Source organism: Halobacillus rhizosphaerae (assembly GCF_046719735.1).
Classification (GTDB): domain Bacteria; phylum Bacillota; class Bacilli; order Bacillales; family Halobacillaceae; genus Halobacillus_B; species Halobacillus_B rhizosphaerae.
Window position 1 is genome coordinate 54,187 of sequence record NZ_JAUTWQ010000012.1, and the last position, 21,733, is coordinate 75,919.

17 protein-coding genes are annotated in these 21,733 nt (G+C 43.2%); 2 read left to right on the top strand and 15 right to left on the bottom strand.

The genetic code is table 11. The features are described 5' to 3' along the window. Positions 1-10: 10 nt before the first annotated feature. Entirely contained in the window at positions 11-631 is a 621-nt protein-coding gene (gene kynB, locus Q7A53_RS14185) for an arylformamidase (RefSeq protein ID WP_411789833.1), read from the top strand. A 47-nt stretch (positions 632-678) separates the two neighbouring features. Here the strand turns inward: kynB and Q7A53_RS14190 are convergent, their stop codons facing one another. From Q7A53_RS14190 to Q7A53_RS14230, 9 genes are all read right to left on the bottom strand, one after another. Continuing rightward, complete coding sequence (locus Q7A53_RS14190; protein WP_411789834.1) at positions 679-852, bottom strand: hypothetical protein; 174 nt, start codon at positions 850-852, stop codon at positions 679-681. 62 nt (positions 853-914) lie between these two features. Next, positions 915-2,399 (bottom strand): phytoene desaturase family protein, encoded by a 1,485-nt coding sequence (locus tag Q7A53_RS14195; RefSeq protein WP_411789835.1) that lies wholly within the window; start codon positions 2,397-2,399, stop codon positions 915-917. A gap of 246 nt (positions 2,400-2,645) precedes the next feature. Next, a complete protein-coding gene (locus Q7A53_RS14200) occupies positions 2,646-4,667 on the bottom strand; it encodes a penicillin-binding transpeptidase domain-containing protein (RefSeq protein ID WP_411789836.1) in 2,022 nt (673 codons plus the stop codon). 243 nt (positions 4,668-4,910) lie between these two features. Then, on the bottom strand, positions 4,911-6,152 hold the full coding sequence (locus tag Q7A53_RS14205; protein WP_411789884.1) for an aminopeptidase: 1,242 nt from the start codon (positions 6,150-6,152) through the stop codon (positions 4,911-4,913). 110 nt (positions 6,153-6,262) lie between these two features. Continuing rightward, positions 6,263-8,155 (bottom strand): ABC-F family ATP-binding cassette domain-containing protein, encoded by a 1,893-nt coding sequence (locus tag Q7A53_RS14210; protein WP_411789837.1) that lies wholly within the window; start codon positions 8,153-8,155, stop codon positions 6,263-6,265. 357 nt (positions 8,156-8,512) lie between these two features. Next, the gene (locus Q7A53_RS14215; RefSeq protein WP_411789838.1) at positions 8,513-9,958 is read right to left on the bottom strand and encodes an alanine/glycine:cation symporter family protein; all 1,446 of its coding nucleotides are present in this window, start codon (positions 9,956-9,958) and stop codon (positions 8,513-8,515) included. A 368-nt stretch (positions 9,959-10,326) separates the two neighbouring features. Next, on the bottom strand, positions 10,327-10,845 hold the full coding sequence (locus Q7A53_RS14220) for an acyl-CoA thioesterase (RefSeq protein ID WP_411789839.1): 519 nt from the start codon (positions 10,843-10,845) through the stop codon (positions 10,327-10,329). Positions 10,846-10,908: 63 nt separating this feature from the next. Beyond that, a complete protein-coding gene (locus Q7A53_RS14225) occupies positions 10,909-12,237 on the bottom strand; it encodes a sensor histidine kinase (RefSeq protein WP_411789840.1) in 1,329 nt (442 codons plus the stop codon). Next, entirely contained in the window at positions 12,234-12,926 is a 693-nt protein-coding gene (locus Q7A53_RS14230) for a response regulator transcription factor (protein ID WP_411789841.1), read from the bottom strand. Before Q7A53_RS14230 ends, Q7A53_RS14225 begins: the two co-directional genes overlap by 4 nt. A 190-nt stretch (positions 12,927-13,116) precedes the next feature. Between Q7A53_RS14230 and Q7A53_RS14235 the strand changes: the two genes are divergently transcribed. Further along, positions 13,117-14,268: a S1C family serine protease gene (locus tag Q7A53_RS14235; protein WP_411789842.1), complete on the top strand. Its 1,152-nt coding sequence runs from the start codon at positions 13,117-13,119 to the stop codon at positions 14,266-14,268. Between the two features lie 711 nt (positions 14,269-14,979). On the opposite strand, the gene cls is transcribed toward Q7A53_RS14235, so the two are convergent. The 6 genes from cls to megL form a co-directional block, all read right to left on the bottom strand. Then, complete coding sequence (gene cls / locus Q7A53_RS14240; RefSeq protein ID WP_411789843.1) at positions 14,980-16,422, bottom strand: cardiolipin synthase; 1,443 nt, start codon at positions 16,420-16,422, stop codon at positions 14,980-14,982. A 129-nt stretch (positions 16,423-16,551) separates the two neighbouring features. Beyond that, positions 16,552-17,094 (bottom strand): transcription repressor NadR, encoded by a 543-nt coding sequence (locus tag Q7A53_RS14245; protein ID WP_411789844.1) that lies wholly within the window; start codon positions 17,092-17,094, stop codon positions 16,552-16,554. Positions 17,095-17,177: 83 nt separating this feature from the next. Continuing rightward, entirely contained in the window at positions 17,178-18,662 is a 1,485-nt protein-coding gene (locus Q7A53_RS14250; protein WP_411789845.1) for a glycoside hydrolase family 32 protein, read from the bottom strand. Between the two features lie 12 nt (positions 18,663-18,674). Continuing rightward, a complete protein-coding gene (locus Q7A53_RS14255; RefSeq protein ID WP_411789846.1) occupies positions 18,675-19,619 on the bottom strand; it encodes an aminoimidazole riboside kinase in 945 nt (314 codons plus the stop codon). Positions 19,620-19,776: 157 nt separating this feature from the next. Then, positions 19,777-20,271, bottom strand: coding sequence for a PTS sugar transporter subunit IIA (locus Q7A53_RS14260; RefSeq protein ID WP_411789847.1), 495 nt, complete (start codon positions 20,269-20,271; stop codon positions 19,777-19,779). A gap of 161 nt (positions 20,272-20,432) precedes the next feature. Beyond that, the gene (gene megL, locus Q7A53_RS14265; protein WP_411789848.1) at positions 20,433-21,632 is read right to left on the bottom strand and encodes a methionine gamma-lyase; all 1,200 of its coding nucleotides are present in this window, start codon (positions 21,630-21,632) and stop codon (positions 20,433-20,435) included. Positions 21,633-21,733: the final 101 nt, after the last annotated feature.

A 21,733-nucleotide genomic window follows, 5' to 3' on the forward strand; every position in this document is an offset into this window, starting at 1 on the left:
GGAGGATATTATGCAATTAATTGATATTTCAATGAGCCTGACTAACGAAACGCCTGCCTGGCCTGGAGACGAAACTTTTCATTATAAACTTAGTGCTTCCATGGAGGAGACCGGCTCCGTTAACGTCGGACAGTTTAAAGCAAGCAACCATACAGGTACCCATGTAGACGCTCCGTTTCATTACGATTCTGATGGGTTGAAACTCGGTGATATTCCAATGGAGCGCTTCACAGGAGATGCCCTGGTCGTCAATGTGGAAGGAATCGAAACCATTATGGCAGAAGATTTAACCTCGTTTGATTTTTCTGGAGTTAAAAAAGTGTTATTCCGATCCATGAGCTGGAGTGATCGTTCCATCTTCCCTTCCAGTTATACAGTGATCGGCGAAGATGTCGGGAACTTCCTGAAAGAGCAGGGAATCGACCTTATCGGTGTTGATACACCTTCTGTAGACCCTGAAACTAGTAAAAACCTTACGGGTCACCACTCCCTATACAAGAATGACATTTTAATCCTGGAAGGGATCCAGCTGGATCATGTAGCTCCAGGCATTTACGAACTCTTTGCTTTTCCGTTAAAAATGGAAGAAGCAGATGGCTGCCCTGTGCGAGCGATGTTAAGACAAAAATAATAAAAGGAGGGGCATCTCCATTGAATGCCCCTCCTTTTTATTATTGATTATTCTGATTCGTCATACTCGACTCCCTGATCTTTATGACGGCTCTGACAATCCTTACACATTTTTACTTCTTTTTCTTGTTTCGACGTCAGCAGCTTCCCGCATATGCCGCACTTTCCAAATTCATTCGGGTTGGCCTGGAAACCTGCTAGTTCATTTTCTGGACCTGGCATATTGATCTCTCCTTTTTGAAATAACCTCTATCCTACTTATTCCCATAACCCGCTCACTTCAATCATTTACTCATTTCTTTGGCAGCCATAAGTCCGGATAAAGTCACTCCCAATGTGCCTGCTCCAGGGAAAATCGTATCTCCGCATTGAAATACCCCATCAAGGCCGGTTCGGATCGAATAACTTTTTGCCCAGCTGAACCTACCATCCGGAATATAACCTCCCACTTTGCCAAATGACCGGCGCAGCCATTTATGAAAAGTTATGGGTGTGCCGGGAAGCACGAAATCGAGCTGCTCAGAAAATCCGGGGAAATAATGGTCTACCGTACGGAGAAGACGGTGTTTCATGGCCTCTTTTCTTTCAGCATAATGAGCGGTATTCCACCACTGCATAGCATTAGTATGTGTAGAAATAGTAAGCGACCGCATACCCTCCGGTGCCATCTGCCTGTCTTCCGGGTCTGATAAGGAAAGTAAGAATTGCCCTCCTTCATGAAGGTCGTCAGGATACTCAGGATCAATAAATTGATGATAGAGAACATCAGTCTCAGCGAAAACCTCTTCTCTCACCCCTGCATGAATGATATAAGCACCCCAGGCGTCTCTTTCTGCCTCCTTTTGCCGGTTAATCATAGATTTACTCGCCAGGCTCTTGTCCACGGTGTCGTGAAAGTTGTGAACTGAATTATTCAGCAGTACTTGCTTAGCTGCAAAGGTTTGATCCCGTTTGGATTGCAGCTGGTAAATGCCGTGATCCTCGCTCACTTGATAAATGGGGTGCCGCATAAAGACGTCATTCCCTGCACGTTTGCAATAATGCGCCAGCTGTTCCGCAATTACAGCCAAACCTCCGCGAACAGCATACGCTCCTTTATGAAAAGTCTGCAGTGCTGCATAACCTAGAAAAGCCGGACAACGGGTCACATTTGTTTGAACACTGTCCATTAATTCTCCGTTAAGAAAGGTAATAAATAAGCGATTTTCATGTAATCCGTATTTTTTCAAGCGATCATAGATGGTCTGCCCGAGATAAGGAGCCAGCGGCAGAGAACCTGGTTTGACAAGCGGAAGCAAATTCACCCAGTCTTTAAACTTCTTAGGAGGAAAGACCGGAAGCTGGTGCACCAATTGATCCACCATTGCCCCCACCCGAAACACTTCATCATAGAATGCCTGGATTCTGCTCGGATCACCGGGGAACTTCCGGGCGATTTCCTCATACCACTTCTGCCGCTCCCGATAATAATGAATCGTTCGATCCGGCAAATGAATATCCATAATCGGACTCAATAGTTTCATGGGAGGAGGCTGCAAGTCTAACTTCTGGTAAAGGTTCGAGAACACTCCGCCGCTTTCAAACCCCATTCCAAGAGTCGCCCCTGACTGAAATCGGTACCCGTCTCTCTCAAATTTCCCTGCACTTCCGCCAAGTTCATTTGAAGCTTCAAATACGGCAACACTCTTTCCTTCTTTACTCAGCATGGCTGCTGCAGCTAATCCGCCAAACCCGGCGCCTACAACCGCCACATCAAAGATTTTCACCATTCATCCGTCCCTCCCTTGCCATCCTATTTAATTATTCCCGTTTTCCACTAAGTCGAATAGGAGATGGGCACATTCCTGACAGCCACCTTTCATAGAAAATAGAAACCAAGCTGTCCTACATACAAAAAATCCCGAACCAGTAATAAAGAATGGTTCAGGATTTATGATGAATGGGATTCTTATCTCCCAGCAGCTGAGGAGGGTCGTCTTCAAGCTAATCTTCTTATTGGTCGATAGCTATCAGCATTATTTATCATTTTCTTCAAATATACGCTTCACTTTCGGCACCAAATAATGGCTTCCGCCTCTATCTTTCACGTCCTTAATCATCATCGAGACAAGCAGATCTGATTTATTCGTATCCCATGCGACAAACCAGCCATTCTCCTGACCGTTTTTGTCATCAAGCGATTGTTTAAGCTCAGCGGTACCCGTTTTTCCTGCAAGGTCAATTCCTTCTAGCTGGTGACCATGGGCTGTACCATCGCGAGCATGAACGACTTCCTTCAAGTCTTTCCGAATGGTCGATGCGGTGTCTTCACTCATAATATTTTCATGCCAGATTTGTCCGGTTTTCTCCTCTTTAAAAAGGGTTGGTTTTAACAGATTTCCATTGGTTACAAATGGTGTGTAAGTTAAGGCGACATGCAAGGTACTCATTTCCACCTGACCTTGACCATAGCCGGTATCTGCTAACAATACTTCATTATCACCGAAGCTATCCTGTTTGAGAATTTGAGAAGAACCGATGGGATAAGGAAATGGGAATTCCTCACTAAATCCGAAATCCTTTGATTGCTGCAAAAAGTCAGCGGCTCCTATCTTTAGAATGGAACGGGCAAAATAAATATTGTCCGAATGAACCAGCGCATCACGCAGTGTCACCTGCTTATCACTGTTCCCCACTCTTGTAACCGAGTATCCACCCCACCCGTCCTTACTGAATGTTTTATTCGGAATGGACATTTCTTCGTTAGGGTTGATAGCACCCGTCTCCAGTCCAATGGAAGCTGTTATCGGCTTGAATGTGGAACCCGGGGCATAGGTTTTTGAGAATTTATTCAATAGAGGTTTATCCGGATTGTCCTGTAATTGCTTATATTTATCAGTGCTTATTCCTAAAATGAAATCATTAGGGTTATAGGAAGGGGTGCTCACTAAGGCATACACTTCTCCAGTCGACGGGTTAATAGCGGCGGAAGAACCCGCATCACCCTTCATTTGATTGTAGATGCTTTTTTGGAGATCTGCGCGAATGGTCAGATTTACGTCCTTCCCGTCAACCGCCTTCGTTTCTGCCAACACCTTTTTCTCATTGCCGTCTTTATCCAGGATCATGACTTTTCCGCCTGAAGTCCCTCTTAATTTGTCTTCTAGTACGCTCTCAAGTCCAGCTCTTCCAATTCTGGAACTTGAGGTATATCCTTTATCTTTGAGTTTCTCCAGATCTTCGGCAGTGATAGATCCCATATATCCTGTTAAGTGGGCGGCCGCTTCCCCTAGAGGATAAACTCTGGCACTTTCTTCCTTAAACTTCGTCCCGCTTAATGCTTTAATTTCCTCAATTTTCTTGTCTTCTCCATCTGCGATCGAAGCTAAAGGTACAAAGGAGGATTCTTTTACCCAGGACTGATTCAGTTTCTTGTTGATGGATTCGACGGTTATATTCAATATCTCTGCTAATTTTTCCTTCGTTGCTTCTTGATCTCCTTCCATCCAGGCTGGGACAAGTCCTACCTGCTGGATGACCCCATTCACAGCAAGTCCGTTGCCATTCTGATCATAAATCTCGCCACGTTCTGGCGTTAGAGTACGGGCACGGATTGTATCGCCTTGTTCCATACCAGCAAAAATCATGGAAGGATTCCAATTGATCAGCCACTTACTTTCCTCATCACCCTTGTGAAAAACAAGTTCAGCTTTATGGGAAAATTCTATTTTACCTGCCAAAGAATCCATACTTACGTTATATTTAAATGTCGGCTTGGATTCTTTATCATACTCTTTCTCCTCTTCCGGAAGATCATATGTAATCGCTAGATCTTTCATATTAATTCCATCATATTTGTTCGTGTAAGCTTCTTTAAACTCTTTCTTAGTGATGGATTCTTTAGAGCTCTCACTTAACAGCGAGTACATCTCATCGTACTTCTGATTCTCCCACGCTTTCATATAGGCTTTCATCGTATCTTCTGGTTTCGGCTGTTTCGAACAGCTGACAAGCGCTGCCAAAACGAGGAAAAAAAGAATCATTTTTATAAATTTCAAATTAAAGCCCCCCTTATTAAAAACTCTATCATTATTCTACCTTCTATCGTTTCTGCTTATCTAGCAGAATCACTCACTCCAAGCTATCCATATTTATATAACAGTTGGACGCGGAAGATGGTTAAATAGTTTCACTTCTCCACCAAAAAATCACAAATCGGAGCCGGAATGGTTTGTATGAAAGCGTAAAAAAGCATGTAGTTTCAAGAGAGAAACTACATGCAATTCATATTCATAAAAGGATTACTCAAAGGATAGTGCCCAGCTGCCATTGCGCATGACAGGTTCGGTCGTGCCATCCTCTAAGACACCGTCAATATCAATTTCTCCTGATCCCATCATGAAATCTACGTGGTTAAGGCTATCGTTCACTCCATGGTCATCCAATTGCTCTTGGTTCATGTCTGATCCGCCGTCAAGACTATTCGGATAGGCTTTTCCTAAAGCAAGATGACAGGAAGCATTCTCATCATACAAGGTGTTATAGAAAATTAAGCCGGACTGTGAAATTGGGGACTCATGAGGAACGAGTGCAAGTTCACCAAGACGTAGAGAACCTTCGTCTGTATCTAAAAGGTGTTTAAGCGTTTCCTCTCCCTCTTCTGCGGTGAAATCCACGACTTTCCCATCTTTAAAGGTAAGAGTAAAGTTCTCAATCACATTTCCACTGTAGTTCAGTGGCTTTGTACTGCTTACTTTACCATTCACTCCATACTTGTGCGGAACGGTAAAAACTTCTTCAGTAGGCATATTCGCATTAAACGGAATTCCCTGCTTTTCCGTCTTCGAAGCTCCGCCCTTCCATAGATGGCCTTTAGGCAGATCGACTTCCAGGTCAGTGCCAGGTGCTTTATAAACAAGCTTGCTGTATTTCTTATTGTTGAGAAAATCACGGGCTTTCGCAAGAGTCTGATTGTGTTGATCCCATGCGGCCACTGGATCCTCTTGATCGACGCGGACAATACTGAAGATCTGTTCCCAGAGCTTAGCTACAGCATTCTCTTCGTTTTCATTAGGGAAGATCTTCGCTGCCCATGCAGGAATCGGGATACTCACAATAGACCACTGAATCCGATCGTTCATTGTATAATCACGGAACTTGGCCATTGCTTTCGATCGTGCTTTATTCGCTGCTGCTATCTTCTTGCCATCAAGCCCTTTTAATAAATCAGGGTCAGTGGAGCGGATCGATAAAACAGCCGCACCCTCCTCGCCAAAATAATTAAACATGTCACGCTGCCACTCTGGGACTTCTTCTAACACTTTCTGTTCTACATGTTCATAGCGAAGCCGGGTAAGCTGATCGTCACTCCAATTAATATGTACATCCTCAGCACCCATTTCATAGGCTTTCTTAACAACAATTCTCGTGAAATCCGCACCGTCAATCGTTGAATTAATCATCAGTTTCTGGTCTTTTTGCAGGTTTACACCGGTTCGCAGGGCAAGCTCTGCATACTTCTCTAATTGATTTATACTTGGCATCATAAATTGGCCTCCTTTAACAAAATGTATCCGTATTCATTATTCCACAATCGCGCCATGATAACAAAAAAAAAGGAACCTGCCTTGGCAGATCCCCTTTGTAACCACGATTATTGATCCATTTCTTCCACAATTAAAGATAATTCTTCCCAGCGATCCATTTTCTCTTCCAATTCTTTTTCCAGCGACTTTTGCTGTTGATAGAGTTCCTGAACTTTATCATAATCACTGCTGGAAGAAGCGATCTCTTCACTGACTTCTTCTAACTGAAGCTCCGTGTTTGAAATGTCTTCTTCAATGGTTTCCCATTCCTGTTTTTCTTTATAGGAAAGCTTTCGTTTACGGTTTGAACGTCTTGTTTCTTCTTGATGCGATTTTTCTTTTACGCTTTCTTGATTCGCTTGTTCGGTTTGGCGTTCTTCCAAGTATTCCGTATAGTTTCCAAAGAATCTCCTGATCTTTCCATTTCCTTCAAACGCAAGCAGGCGGTCCACCACACGGTCCAGAAAATAGCGGTCGTGTGAAACGGTGATCACAACTCCAGGAAAATGTTCCAAATAATCCTCTAAGATACTCAAGGTTTCCGTATCTAAATCGTTGGTCGGCTCATCCAGGAATAAAACATTCGGCTCGCCCATTAATACACGCAATAAATAAAGCCTGCGCCGCTCTCCCCCTGATAACCGTTTTATATGTGTCCACTGCTGGGCGCGAGGAAATAGAAAACGCTCAAGCATCTGCTCAGCCGTAATCTGCTCGCCATCGGCCGTCGAGATCACGGATGCAGCTTCTTTTATATATTCGATCACTTTTAATGATTCATCCATTTGTTCATGGTTCTGAGTGTAATAGCCAACTTTTACAGTTGTTCCTATCGTAAGCGTACCCTTATCAGGAGTGAGACGTTCAGCCATAATATTTAATAACGTCGTTTTACCGGAACCATTCGGACCAATAATCCCCAACCGTTCCCCTGGCACCACTAGGTAATTAAAATCACGGATAAGCGACTCCTCTTGATATGAATAAGAAATCCCTTCTAGTTCAAGCACCTGGTTCCCAAGTCGCGTGGATCCGACAGCCATGTCCACCTGGTCTTTTTCTGTTTGATAGCTTTCTTCCTTCATGGATTCAATTCGCTGCTTTCTAGCTTTCTGTTTCGTAGAACGAGCTTTTGCTCCACGTCTCAGCCAAGCTAATTCTCTTCTCAAGGTGTTCTGGTGCTTTTGCTCTGCCTGACGCTCCCATTCTTCGCGTTCTGCTTTTTTCTCTAGAAAGGTTTCATAATTTCCTTCATAGACATACAGGTTGCCTTGGCTAAGCTCGTAAATTAAATTAGTGACTCTGTTTAAGAAATAGCGGTCGTGCGTAACCACGATTAAAGATCCTTTATACTGAGCCAAGTATTCCTCAAGCCATTCAATCGTTTCATTATCTAAATGGTTGGTCGGCTCATCCAGCATTAATAGATCTGCCGGCTGAATGAGGGCTTTTGCTATGGCTACTCGCTTCTTTTGACCGCCTGAAAGCTCACTGACTTTTTTATTTGTCGCATGAATCCCAAGCTTCGTTAATATTGTCTTAGCCAGGGTATTTGCTTCCCATGCGTTCGTTTCATCCATTCTCTGCTGAAGTTCAAGCAGCTTTTTTTGAACTTTGGGATTCTGTGAATCTTCTTCCAATTCTTTCAGAGCACTCTCGTATTGGCGCATAACGGTCATAACTGTAGAGTCGCCAAAATAAATCTGTTCTAATACCGTTTTTTCCTCATCCAAATCTGGGTCCTGAGGTAAATATTCGATGCTGAAATCTTTGGCATGATCAAGATTTCCTGTATCTGCCGTTTCTAATTCTGCAAGGATTTTCAACAGTGAAGATTTTCCTGTGCCATTTACTCCAATCAGTCCGATTCTTTGCTGTTGGGAGATGGTAAATGACAGGTCATTGAACAACTGTTTATCTCCATAGCCTTTACTTATATGTTCAACTGATAATATGCTCATGCTGATCCATCCTTTAATCCTATAATCTGTTCTTATGATATCACATGTGAGGATATCAGGAATCTCGTTTGTCCTTTTAAGACTGCCTTTTAACCAAATGGGGTCATGATGCTTTCTGCCATAAATTTATATCATTACTTTATACATTGATGATATCTAGGTATGAATAGAAATTTAGAATTTCTAAATTCTATATCTATCGCTTTACTTAAATACTTGGAATCGAGAGAAAAGACTGTTTCCGTTACGTTGTTCAGCCCTTAGAGGCCGGAAATATAAAGTTATTTGAGAGCTTTAGCCCACCCAATCTCTAATCTAAAAAACTTCCAGAGCGTTTGGCTCCGGAAGTTTTTCATTTTACCTATTAGATTGAGACTGTTTCTCTGTCTCTCCGTATTCTATTGGCTGGTCACGCTGCCAGTATTCCATACCATCAACACCAGGAAGGTGATCATCATAGAAGACTGGGTCTTTTCCTTCTTTTCTCTGTTTACTGTAATCCTTCAAGGCTGCGTAAGCAATTTTGGAAAGCCTGAATATGGCATAAAGGTTAATCAATGCCATAATCCCCATCGTTAAGTCAGCAAGGGACCAGACGAGACCAAAATTAGCGACAGCACCGAAGATTACCATAAGTAAAACGGCAATTCTGTAAATAAACAAGTTACCTTTATTTTTCTTAATAAATTCAATGTTCGTTTCCCCATAATAATAGTTTCCTATCATGGAACTAAATGCGAACAAGAAGATCGCAATAGCAATAAAGATGGACGCCCACCGGCCAAGCTGTGATTCAAACGCTACCTGGGTTAACTGAATTCCATCCAAATCGGTATTAATGTACTTACCTGAGAACAAGATAATAATCGCTGTAGAGCTGCAAATGATTAACGTATCTGTAAATACACCGAGCGTCTGGATTAAGCCTTGTTTTACAGGGTGAGTAACTTCAGATGTAGCTGCCGCGTTCGGCGCACTCCCCATACCTGCTTCATTGGAGAAAAGACCGCGTTTAATTCCAATTAAAATCATGGCACCGAAAGTACCACCGGCAAACTCTTCAACTCCAAATGCTCCCTTAAAGATCATTCCGATCATATCTGGAACCTGTCCTATGTTATTAAATAACACGAATAAAGCCAGAATAATATAGAAAATAGCCATAAATGGAATAATGAACTGCGTAACCTGGGCAATTCTTTTTAAACCGCCAAAAATAATCAAAGCAACCAGAACGGTCAAAATACCTGCCATCACCCACTTTTGTACGTCAAAGGAACGCTCAAATGCTAAGCGAATGGTATTGGATTGTACGGAAGTAAAAACTAATCCGTATGTAAACGTAATCGTAACCGCAAATACAATACCAAGCATTCTATTTTTCAATCCTTTTTCCATGTAGTAAGCAGGACCGCCTCGATATTGATTTTTGTCAGGAATTTTAAATATTTGAGCTAAGGTACTTTCAATAAAACTCGAAGCTCCTCCTAAAATAGCTACCACCCACATCCAAAAAACAGCGCCTGGACCGCCAATGGTAATAGCGGCTGCTACTCCTGCAAGATTCCCTGTTCCCACCCTCGAGGCAGTACTAATGGTAAATGCTTGAAATGGGGAGGTCCCCTTTTTTCCTTCTGCTGAAATCGATCGCTTATCAAATAAAACACGGATCATTTCAGGAATATAACGGAATTGAACGAACTTCAGCTTAATTGAAAACCAGAGTCCTAGACCTAATAAAGCAATAACAAGAATGTATTTCCAAATAATGTCATTCAGAAACCCTAATATTTCACTCAACATCTCCACCTCCAAAATTTTTTAAAACGATTACAAATTATTCCCATTTTCTTCTCTATTCCCTAATGAGACATTCAATTAAACAGGAATTAGACGAAAAACGCTGTTTTTTACTTTACCAATTTTCTTACTATTTGAAAATAGGCAAGGAGGATTGCACCCCTGACACTTATTACCATGATCAGCTCATAATGAACCATCTGCTATTGAAAGGTATTTAGCGATATTCTGCTTTTCTCACATAAAAACTCCCTCGCGATGGAGGGAGTTTTTTGATATTACATCAGTTCTAAATAGACCCTTTCCTCTCCACGGTAAACCCAGCCCGCTTCAAAGAAAGGACATAAAAGCATGAGTTTAGACACTTTTCACTATTCTCTTTTCCAAGGAAGTCCTGTTCCAAATTTCTCGGCGAGTTCTTTAGACTCTTTTCTTCTTTCTTTACGGTGCTCATGGCGACGCTGAGCACTATTGTGCAGCCATACTTCTTCCTCAGACTCTGGATATACAGGAGGAACTGAAACTGGCTGATTATTTTCATCAACTGCTACCATAGAAAGAAAAGCGGTCGTACATACTTTTCTATCTCCTGTCAGCAGATTCTCTGTAATTGCTTTAATGAACACTTCCATTGATGTATTGTGGCTCCAAGTGACGAATGCTTCCAAACAGATCGTATCCCCTTCGAATACAGGGGCAAGAAAGTCAACAGAATCGGTGGAGGCTGTCACGACAGGCTGACGGCAATGACGAACTGCAGCTATGGCAGCCACATCATCAATGTAGGCCATTAATTTTCCTCCGAACAAGGTTCCGTGACTGTTCGTATCAGGTGGTAATACGTGTGAATTCTTTACGGCTAATGAATCAATACATGCTTTTGCTTCCATTATCTATTTCCTCTCTTTCATGGAATCGTTCCCAGTAAATAGTATACCATGAACCAGTTTACCTCAATCACTGGCTGGCAAGGTGAGCTCAAAGATAGCTCCATTTCTATGTTCATTGTTTGCTGCGCGGATTGTTCCTCCGCTTCGTTCTATAATTGCACGAGAAATGGCAAGACCTAATCCTGTATCCCCTTCTTTTCCTTTAATAAAACGTTCAAATAAATGTGGAAGAAGTTGATCGGGTATCCCATCGCCATCATCAGAAATACGTACAATGATTCTTGTTTCCTTAATTTCCGAAGTGATCTGTACTTGCTGTTTCGCATGTCTGATTGCATTTCCAATAATATTGATCATCGCCTGCAAGACTCTTTCACTATCTACATAGGCGAAAAAAGACTCCTCAGAATGATAGTCGAGTTCTACTCCTTTATCCTTTGCAATAGGAAGAAGGCGGTCTTTGGATTGCTTAATCACATGAATGATATCGGTTTTCTCTGGATGATAGACATCTTCACTGCTGTCCAGCTTAGCAAGCAGAATCATCTCATTGACAATTTTCTTTAAACGCTCCGTTTCATTCACCATCACGGTTAACCCTTTGTTGGCAGCGTCCCCTTCAAAGACCCCATCCCTTATTCCTTCTGCATATCCTTGAATAGACATCAGAGGAGTTTTAAGTTCGTGAGAAGCATTTTGAAAGAATTGCTTTTGTGAGGTAATATAGCGCTCCAGCTCTGCCGCCATTTGTCTAACACTTTGTTCAACTTCCTTAATTTCTCCACTAGACTTCACTGGACGCACTTCATCAAATTGCCGCTTTTCTATCTTTTTCATTTCAAGTTTCAAACGCGACAACGGAGTGACAAGTCTCCGGGTCAAGAAATAGCTTACCACAATAGCTAAGACCAAGCCTATTAAGAACACGGCAAGCATCCGATAAGCTAATCCCGATTGAACAATTTCTAAATCATCCAAAGGGGTAGCCATAACCAGGATTCTCCCTTTTTGCCCTGAAGAAAATGCATAAGCTACATATTTCTTCCCGTTACTTTCCCACACTTCATCATTGATCAGCTTGTCAAAATTGTGGATCCACGATTCTGCAGTATTCTCCGGAAGCGTTCGGAATAAGATCTCTCCCGAACCCCGATCAAATAAAAGTAATGGAAAGTCGCGATCCTGAATCAGCTTAGAGAGTTGAGGAATCCTGACATCCGGATTCTCTTCGTTTATAATGTCCGTCATAAATTTAGCACGCGCTTCCAGTTGACGCTGCTCATCCTGAATAAGGACATCCATAAGCAAGGAATACGTAAAGAAAGCCGTAATAGACATAACGACAATAATTAATGCGGTAAAGGCTGTATTTAACTGATAAAGAAGTCTCATGATTCCCGGCTGCTCCTTAATCGGTAGCCATGCCCCCAAACCGTTTCTAAAGGCAGTTCCTTCATTTTCTTTCTTAATCGTTTCACTAAATCATCTACCGCCCGGTCGCTTCCAAAATAATCATCGCCCCATACTTTCACTAGTAATTCTTCCCGGGAAAATGCCCGGTTTTCCTGTTCTGCCAGAATCCTCAGCATTTCAAATTCCTTGGTCGTCACTTCTACTTCCTGATTGTTAAAATAGGCGCTTCGCTCTGTTTCATTAAGTAACAGGCTGCCCGCTCTTATAATATCCTCCTGTACGTTCATCTGATCGGGCTGCATCACTTCCCAGCGTTTCAGATGACGCTTCACTCTTGCCACTAATTCACGCGGGCTGAATGGCTTGGTTAAATAGTCGTCTCCGCCTAATTCCAGCCCAAGAATTTTGTCTACTTCATCATCCTTAGCTGAGATAATGATAATAGGAACTTCTGAGGATTGTCTGACCCGTTTACAAAATTCATAGCCGTCCATTCCCGGAAGCATAAGATCAAGCACCCATAAATCCGGAGGTTCTTGAGCAAAGACTTCCCAGGCTTTTTCGGCTGTATCCAATGCTTTCACCTGGAATCCTTCTTTTAATAGATATCCTTCCACAATATCTCGAATATTAGGATCATCTTCCACAAGTCCAACAATATGGTTCATTCTGTTCTGCCTCCTGACCAATCGATTTCTCTTATTTTCTCATATTTTCATCCTATTCTCCTGCTTTACACACTTTTTCCACATTTACTCCAAAGTCATGCCATAAGTGCTATGTAATATAAAGGGTGTACAGAGAGAAACAAAGTCATCCTAGAGATCATTTAATTTTTGAAAGGGGCGGCTGTTTATTATGTTAGAGGAAGAAAACAACAAACAATCCAAGCGCAAATATAAGCGTACAGGACTAGCATTTAGTGTTCTAGGAATGATTGCTGCCGTATTTATTGTGACCACCCTCTTCCAGTGGAAGGGTATTTCTATAAATGTCAATACGGAAGAGCCTACTGCACAAGCTGACGCATTACATCTTGGACAAAATGAAGAAGATGTAACACAGGCAATCAAAGAAACATCAGACGCAGTAGTCGGTGTAAGCAACATGCAGCAAACAGGTCAAGGATTACAAAAAGCCAGCACAGGTTCTGGGGTCATTTACAAAAAAGACGGAAACAATGCTTACATTGTGACCAATAATCACGTAGTGGAAGGTTCTTCTGAATTGGAAGTCTCTTTAAGTGATGGAACAAAAGTGAAAGCCGAATTGAAAGGCACTGACCCTTTAACAGACCTTGCTGTTATACAAATAGATAGTGAACATGTCAAAAAGGTTGCTAAACTAGGATCAGCCGATGACGTAGAGGTTGGTCAAACAGCCATAGCCATTGGCAACCCGCTAGGCATGGATTTCGCTGGATCAGCTACAAAAGGTATTGTCAGTGGTCTAAACCGTTCTATACCAGTGGACATGAACGGAGACCAACAGCCAGACTGGCAAACTGAAGTAATCCAGACGGACGCAGCCATAAACCCTGGTAATAGTGGCGGTGCGCTGATCAACTTGCAAGGGAATGTCATTGGAATTAATTCCATGAAAATTTCTCAGCAGGAAGTCGAAGGACTTGGATTTGCCATTCCTATGGATGTCGTTAAACCAGTCATTAACGACCTGGAGAAAACAGGCGAAGTTAAACGTCCTTACATGGGTGTTTCCCTGGAGGATGTCAGCCAAGTACCAAGCTCTGTACTGGAACGCCAATTGAACCTTCCCAGCGACGTAACAAAGGGCGTTATTGTCGGTGGTGTTGAGCAAGGTTCACCAGCAGCAGATGCTAATTTGAAAAAGTATGACGTCATTACTGCAATTGACGGTAAGAACGTAGACTCTCTTATGAGCTTGCGCCAGTACCTTTATAATAAAACGGAAACAGGCGACAAAGTTAAGCTCTCGATTTACCGAAATGGTAAACAAATGAAAGCTGAACTCAAGCTTTCCTCCCAATAAAAATATATAAAACCAAAACCTCTCTTAAAAAACCTGCGTATCGGTGCGCAGGTTTTTTTGCATTACAAAACAAAAGCGGAAGTGCCCGAGGAGCCCCGACAAGCATAAGACGAGCGGCGGAGGGGAGCGACCTTCCTTCCCGCAGGCGATTGACTTATGCCTCGAGGGGGTGGGCGCTGACGCTGTTTGAACAAAAGCGGAAGTGCCCGGGGAGCCCCGACAAGCATAAGACGAGCGGCGGAGGGGAGCGTCCTTCCTTCCCGCAGGCGATTGACTTATGCCTCGAGGGGCTGGGCGCTGAAGCTGGATGAACAAAAGCGGAAGTGCCCGGGGAGCCCCGACACGCATAAGACGCGCGGCGGAGGGGTGCGTCCTTCCTCCCCGCAGGCGTTTGACTTATGACCTCGAGGGGCTGGGCGCTGAAGCTGGATGTACAATAGAGGAAGTGCCCGGGGAGCCCCGACAAGCATAAGACGAGCGGCGGAGGGGAGCGTCCTTCCGTCCCGCAGGCGATTGACTTATGCCTCGAGGGGCTGGGCGCTGAAGCTGGATGAACAAAAGCGGAAGTGCCCGGGGAGACACGATACGCATAAGCAGAAACATCAAAAGGGATGCGATCTTACGCAGGTGCTAACCTTCTTACTCACAAATAAAACAAAAAAAGCAATCAGTTCTGGAGTGCTCCAGTTGATTGCTTTTTTCCACTCTATCTTATAGGATCGGCGAGAGCAGTCTGGCAATCGCTTCTTTAAAACGGATCCATTTCGACCGTTCCTGATAAAGCTTATAGGTTAATTCTGTTGATTCAACCACATCTTCATGAAAACGATCGGCTAAATGCTTGGCAACGACCGAGTCATAGACAAAGGCGTTAACTTCAAAGTTCAACCGGAAACTTCTTACATCAATATTCGCGGTACCCACCGAAGAAATCACTCCATCAACGACCAGCGTTTTCGCATGCAGGAACCCTTTTTGATAAATATATATGGTGGCCCCTGCTTTTAATAAATCACCAATATTGGAAAAGGTTGCCCAATATACAAATGGATGATCGGGTTTGTTCGGGACCATCAGTCGTACATCGACTCCTGAGAGAATTGCAATTCTCAGTGCATCGAGAAGACTATCATCGGGAATAAAATATGGGGTTTGAATATATACATATTCCTTCGCTGATAAAATCATTTTTATATACCCATTTTTAATTTGTTCCCACTCAGAGTCAGGACCGCTGGATACAATCTGCATTCCCACATCGCCGCTGCCTTCTGCTTGATAAAATCTTTCTTCATATACTATGTCCTGCCGGGAAGCTTGATTCCAGTCGAGAATAAACCGGGTCTGCATGTTATGCACCGCACTACCTACTACTCTAATGTGAGTATCTCTCCAATAACCAAATCGCTGACTGTACCCTAAATACTCATCACCAATATTGAAACCGCCTATATAGCCTATTTTACCGTCAATAATCGCAAGCTTACGGTGATTCCGATAATTTATTTTCATATTAAGCTTCGGAATCAATGGCGGGAAAAAGGATTCAACTTCTACTCCAGCGGCCTTTAATTTCTTCACAAATTTTCTATGAATCGTCCTTGACCCCATGTCATCATAAAGCAGTTTCACCTGTACCTCCTGCTTGGCTTTTTTTATTAATGTTTCAGCCAGCCGGTTACCAAGCTGATCGTCCCTGACGATGTAATAGAGTAAATGGATGTGATCTTCTGCGTTCTCTATATCTTCTATAAGAGCATGAAATTTCTTTTGACCATCTGTATACACTTCCACTTCATTGTCCTGAGTGAAAAGGGCATCATTATTTTTTAAATGCATATAAATTAAATCTTCATAAGGCACAATATCTTGATGCTGAACCTCTAACGTATTTTCCTTGATCCCTCTTAGCTGGTCCTGGACGGCTGTTAATAAGCCCAGTCTGCTTTTCTTGTCCCAAGTGAAGATTTCTTTGTGACTCAATCGCCTGCCGAAAATTAAGTAAAGAATAAATCCAGCGATGGGGAGAAATAACAATACCATTAACCATGCCCACGTTGCACTGGCATCACGACGTTCCAAAAAGATGATGGCTAGCGCTAATAATACGTTCAGAGCAATAACTGTACCGAGAATATAAGGCGCAATGTTCACCGGGGGCCACCTTCCTTTAGCTTTCATCTACTGCGTATTCACTATAGCACATTTTGAATAAACGGCTAAACCTAAAAAAAAGAGATATGTTTCCCATGTGGAATACATACCTCTCATCACATTTATTTCCTATTCGTTAACCAAGATTCCGGCTTCCGCTAATTCATCCATTGCCTCGTCAAGCGCTTCCTTGCTATCTGCCGTTATCGTGTGAGTATGGATGCCATTTGTCAGCTCCAATAAGAAGGAAGCTTTATTGGATGCTATTTGTTCCATGAATTTCTTCACGTCTCTTCTATTGGAGATCTGTAATCGTGCCGTTAGATCTCCATAAACTGGATGCTCCACGACCACATCCTGCACATGAACTCCGTGATCAACAAGTATATTAAGCTCTTCTTCCGTCTGGTTTGAAGCATGACGACAGACGATAGTACGTTCATAGCCAAGGCCATCTTTGGCCTCCGTCATAAACATGTACCCTTGGCTGGTTGCCACAATAGGTTCCCCTTTGGCTTTCAAAAGGGAAACATCGCCCACGATCACTTGCCGGGTGACCTCCATTTCTTCAGCTAAAGAACTGCCCGTAATCGGATGTCCATGCTGTTTTAGAAGAGACAGAATGTGCTGCCTTCGTTCACTTGCTTTTAATTTTTTATGTGATTCACTCATATTGACGGCTCCTTCGCACAATTTACGTAAGCCTATTTTATCATAATTTAACTTCTTACGTACCAGGCAGTAATTTTATCCTTTTATTTCTCTTCTTCTAACCGTGAGTGGTGAATAAATCCTGATAAAGACCATTGTTCTATTGAGAATGTAGTTTGCCCAATTGACGTGAAAAGAATGTCTTTCTCGGCAGGATCAGCGAAAATCCGGGAAGTAAACACCTCTTCTCCGTCGTTTACAAACACTTCCAAAGAAGAAGAATCGATAAATAAGTGCAGGTTTCTTAATTCCCCTTCCAGCTTTACACGGCGGAATTCTGTCTGGCTTTTATCTTTAAGATGCGGACGGGATACTGTGATGACGTTGTCCTTTTTCGTATAACTAATAGAGGCATATTGAAAAAGCTCAAGAGCAAATTGATCATCAAGAGTCTCCATTTCGATGAAGAGTTCTGTGGATCTGCCGCCAATCCCCCGGACCGCTTTTTGATCGTTCTCAATCGTTATCGAGGAATATAGTAAAACAGGTCCTCTCATCGCTTGATATTCTTCAAGGGGCTGCTGAATGATTTGCTGATTGCGGACAGAAAGCTGTCTAGGCATCGTTAAACAGTGGATCCACTGTTGCTCAATTGTTGGATGTTCCTGTTCAAATTGATCCGGCACTCCCATCCATCCCACCAAAATCCGTCTACCTTTCTCATCTAAAGTGGTCTGTGGAGCGTAAAATTCAAACCCTCGATCTAGTTCTTTGAAAGAACCATGACGGTAATGAGGTACAGATTCATCTAAAGTCCCAAGGAAATAGCCGCTTTGATACGTATTGGCATAATCCATTCCGTCCGCTTGCAGTCCCTGAGGAGAGGTGATCAGCACATCAGTGTTCTGCAGTTCAAATAAATCGGGACATTCCCACATATATCCGAAGGAGGCAAGGTCATTTTCACCGCTTCCGGCTATTTCACCGAGAAACTGCCATTCCGTCAAGCGGGAAGAGCGAAACAGGACCACTTTCCCTTCCTGCTCTGTCGTTTGAGCTCCAACGACCATGTACCATTCTTCTCCCTTCTTCCACACTTTCGGATCTCTAAAGTGGGCGGTATAGCCCTCGGGAAGGTGCGCCACTACTCCTTTTTTAACAAAGGTGACCCCGTCCTCTGATACAGCCATACACTGATAAGCCTCCCGTTCTCCAGACTCATTAAAGACATTTCCAGTGTAGAATAAGTACAGCTTGTCCTCATGAATAATTGCACTGCCAGAGAAGCAGCCATCTTTGTCATACCATTCAGAAGGAGTTAACGCGATTTTTTCATGGGTCCAGTGGATGAAGTCTTCTGTGGTGTAATGACCCCAGAACTTGGCTCCATGATCGGTTTCAAACGGCATCCATTGATAGAATAAATGATAAGTACCTTTCCATTGGATCCAGCCATTCGGATCATTCATTAATCCTGCCGGCGGCATATGGTGAAATTGAAGCCGGTAAGGATCATTTTCTACATTAGCTTTATGTTTTTGAACTTCTTCAAGTACCTGTCTTCTCAATTCTTGATCACTAGCTGTCATGTCCAGTCTCCTTTACTCTAAGTGCTTCATTACTTCCTGATATGTAGGCAATGCTGTCATCGCCCCTTTAGTCGCTGCGGCAAGGGCTCCGGATACGCTCGCAAATCCCATCATTTCTTCCAGCTCTTCCAAAGTTAATTGCGAGGCGGGCACATTCATTTCGCTCAATCGGTATAACAAGGCAGAAACGAAGGCATCGCCAGCCCCAGTAGTATCAACAGCTTTGACTTTCATTGCAGGAATGTGTACATGTCCATCCGCATTAAAAATATAGCTGCCTTCTTTCCCCATCGTCACACACAATAGAGGAATATGATAATCGTTTAACTTTGCCGCTCCCGCTTCAACGCCGGACTCTCCAGTTAAGAATTCCAGCTCTTCTTCCGAAATTTTCACGATGTCTGCCTCCCCTATCATGGAGAGGATGGTCTCTCTTGCCTGTTCTTCAGACTTCCATAGGCTTAACCTTAAATTGGGATCATAGGATACAAGTAAGCCATGTTCTTTTGCAAGCTTCACGGCTTTTTGTGTGGCAGATTTTGCCGGTTCATCGATCATTGATATAGAACCGAAATGAAGTAAATTATGAGAGGGAAATAAGGACTCGTCAATCTCTGACTCCTTCAAATAACGGTCGGCGCTCGGGTCGATATAAAAGTCAAAACTGCGTTCGCCTGCTTCGTCCAGGGTAACGAACACGACACCTGTGCGTACGTCTTTCGTCAGCTTCATATTTTCTGTATGGACACCATAATCTTCTAAGGTTTTCTTTAAAAACCGGCCCAGAACATCTTCACCGACTTTTCCGAGAAAAGTAGAACGTGCTCCCAGTCTAGCCAGCCCAACTGCTACGTTCGCAGGTGCCCCGCCTGGACACTTTTGAAAATTGATATTCTGGTTATCTAATGGGATAAAATCGATCAGCGCTTCTCCTAAACTGATTACTCCGATTGTCATTTCCATGCGTCCCCCTATACTATCCAAATTAGTTTACTTGCTGAATGAATGATCTGAAACCATTATAACTTGTGAGAATAGAATGGTTCCAGCCAAAAAAAGCCTAAAAGACTCGCTCTGCTTCTGGCAGAACTGTCATTTTAGACTTTTCCATTCATTATTTAGTTTGCAAAGTAGCAATCACGGTATCCCCTGCATAGGTAACCTTCTCATAAGCAGGGGTGAATTGTTCAATAGTTTCGTCAAAATTTGTGATGATTACAGGCGTGATGGTACTCTTAGCCATTTGCGCCACAAGAGACTTATCAAATGTAACCAACGTTTGACCGGCTTTTACTTTATCTCCAGTTTTCACATGACCTTCAAATCCTTCTCCTTCCATGGAGACCGTTTCAAGACCAATATGAATAAGTACTTCTACTCCAGATTTTGTTTTTACCCCTACAGCATGATTGGTAGGGAACAATTGAACGACTTCTCCGTCCACTGGACTGACGACTATTCCCTCAGAAGGCTGAATGGCCACACCGTCCCCCATCATGCGCTGATTAAAGACAGGGTCATCTACTTCGTCAAGGGACACAACCTTGCCGCTCAATGGAGCCACAAGCTGTTCTTCGGTACGGTTATTTCCAAATAGCTTTTTAAACATCCATTGATTCACCCTTTCCTCAGTTGGTAAAACTTCCTGTTACTTCAATACATGTCGTACCTACGGCAAAAACTAAACTACATCACCTTTTCCCTGCCACTCAAATTATAAAACCTGCAGCATTTGAGCGTCCCGGCAGGCGCCCCTGCTAACAGGTGTTCCTATCCCTGGTGGTGTACGCTGGCATCCAGGGATTGTTCTAAATCCTCCCAGATATCCTCCCACGCTTCAAGACCCACTGATAACCGAATCATTGTCTCACTAATTCCCATCTTCTCTCTTTCCTCCGGCGGAACCACAGCATGGGTCATGGAAGCTGGATGCTGGATTAATGTTTCTGCATCGCCTAAGCTTACGGCAATCTTAATAAGCTTAAGCTGATTCATAAATTGCTCTGCATCTGTTCTCGTTCCAACAATTTCAAAGGACAGGACGCCTCCTCCCTGCCTCATTTGTTTATGAATGAGTGAATAATCAGGGTGCTTCTGACTACCTGGAAAATAGACGTGGTTTATAAACGGATGACTCTCCAATTTCTCCGCAATTTTAAGCGCATTGGAACAATGCCGATCAAGACGGACATGGAGCGTTTTCAAGCCTCTCACTAACAGCCAGGCGTCAAAAGGAGACAATATGCCGCCAATGTCTTTCTGAGTACTCATGGCAAGAGATTTGATAAACGTTTCCTTTCCCACCACAAGCCCCGCAATAACATCCCCGTGTCCGCCAATGTATTTGGTAGCACTGTGCACAACAACATCGCACCCATGTGCCAGCGGCTGCTGCAAGTAAGGTGTAGAAAACGTGTTATCAACGACCACCGGCACGTTATATTCTTTTGCTACCCGCGACACCATTTCCAAGTTAATCACTCTCATCGTTGGGTTAATCGGCGTTTCAATGAAAATACATGTCGTATTTTCCCGGATAGCCTTCCTTAGCGATTCCTCATCCTCCATAGTACTGAAGCCGTATGAAATCTTAGACTTTTCTTCGAGCATTTTTAATAGCCCAAAGGTACAGCCATACAGTCCATTAGAACAAAGGATATGGTCGCCAGATTTGGTTAAGGCAATGAGAACAGCAGAAATTGCCGCCATCCCCGAAGCAAATGCAAGGCCGCTTTCTCCACCTTCCAGTGCTGCGATTCGGTCCTCAAGCACACGGACGGTCGGATTACCTAACCTTGAATATATGTAACCTTCCTCTTCTCCAGCAAACCTTCGAGCTCCCTGTGCTGCTGTATCAAAGGAGAAGGTGGACGTTTGAAAGATAGGTGTAGTCAAACTTCCCATATGGTCTTTAGAATGAAACCCCTCGTGAATCATGGCGGTCTCCATACGTTTTTTCTCTTCGTTCATGTTTTCATCCTCCTCATTTCTTTCTTTTATTACTATATGCGCTACTCCCTTTAATTGTAAGCGCTTTCTATTCTTTCAATAAAAGAAGGAGGAATTCCTCC

What these genes read in the sequence shown, in the direction of transcription:
- kynB (WP_411789833.1), top strand. Translation starts at nt 11, where the DNA reads ATGCAATTAATTGATATTTCAATGAGCCTGACTAACGAAACGCCTGCC.
- Q7A53_RS14190 (WP_411789834.1), bottom strand. Translation starts at nt 852, where the DNA reads ATGCCAGGTCCAGAAAATGAACTAGCAGGTTTCCAGGCCAACCCGAAT.
- Q7A53_RS14195 (WP_411789835.1), bottom strand. Translation starts at nt 2,399, where the DNA reads ATGGTGAAAATCTTTGATGTGGCGGTTGTAGGCGCCGGGTTTGGCGGA.
- Q7A53_RS14205 (WP_411789884.1), bottom strand. Translation starts at nt 6,152, where the DNA reads ATGCCAAGTATAAATCAATTAGAGAAGTATGCAGAGCTTGCCCTGCGA.
- Q7A53_RS14210 (WP_411789837.1), bottom strand. Translation starts at nt 8,155, where the DNA reads ATGAGCATATTATCAGTTGAACATATAAGTAAAGGCTATGGAGATAAA.
- Q7A53_RS14215 (WP_411789838.1), bottom strand. Translation starts at nt 9,958, where the DNA reads ATGTTGAGTGAAATATTAGGGTTTCTGAATGACATTATTTGGAAATAC.
- Q7A53_RS14220 (WP_411789839.1), bottom strand. Translation starts at nt 10,845, where the DNA reads ATGGAAGCAAAAGCATGTATTGATTCATTAGCCGTAAAGAATTCACAC.
- Q7A53_RS14225 (WP_411789840.1), bottom strand. Translation starts at nt 12,237, where the DNA reads ATGAGACTTCTTTATCAGTTAAATACAGCCTTTACCGCATTAATTATT.
- Q7A53_RS14230 (WP_411789841.1), bottom strand. Translation starts at nt 12,926, where the DNA reads ATGAACCATATTGTTGGACTTGTGGAAGATGATCCTAATATTCGAGAT.
- Q7A53_RS14235 (WP_411789842.1), top strand. Translation starts at nt 13,117, where the DNA reads ATGTTAGAGGAAGAAAACAACAAACAATCCAAGCGCAAATATAAGCGT.
- Q7A53_RS14245 (WP_411789844.1), bottom strand. Translation starts at nt 17,094, where the DNA reads ATGAGTGAATCACATAAAAAATTAAAAGCAAGTGAACGAAGGCAGCAC.
- Q7A53_RS14250 (WP_411789845.1), bottom strand. Translation starts at nt 18,662, where the DNA reads ATGACAGCTAGTGATCAAGAATTGAGAAGACAGGTACTTGAAGAAGTT.
- Q7A53_RS14255 (WP_411789846.1), bottom strand. Translation starts at nt 19,619, where the DNA reads ATGACAATCGGAGTAATCAGTTTAGGAGAAGCGCTGATCGATTTTATC.
- Q7A53_RS14260 (WP_411789847.1), bottom strand. Translation starts at nt 20,271, where the DNA reads ATGTTTAAAAAGCTATTTGGAAATAACCGTACCGAAGAACAGCTTGTG.
- megL (WP_411789848.1), bottom strand. Translation starts at nt 21,632, where the DNA reads ATGAACGAAGAGAAAAAACGTATGGAGACCGCCATGATTCACGAGGGG.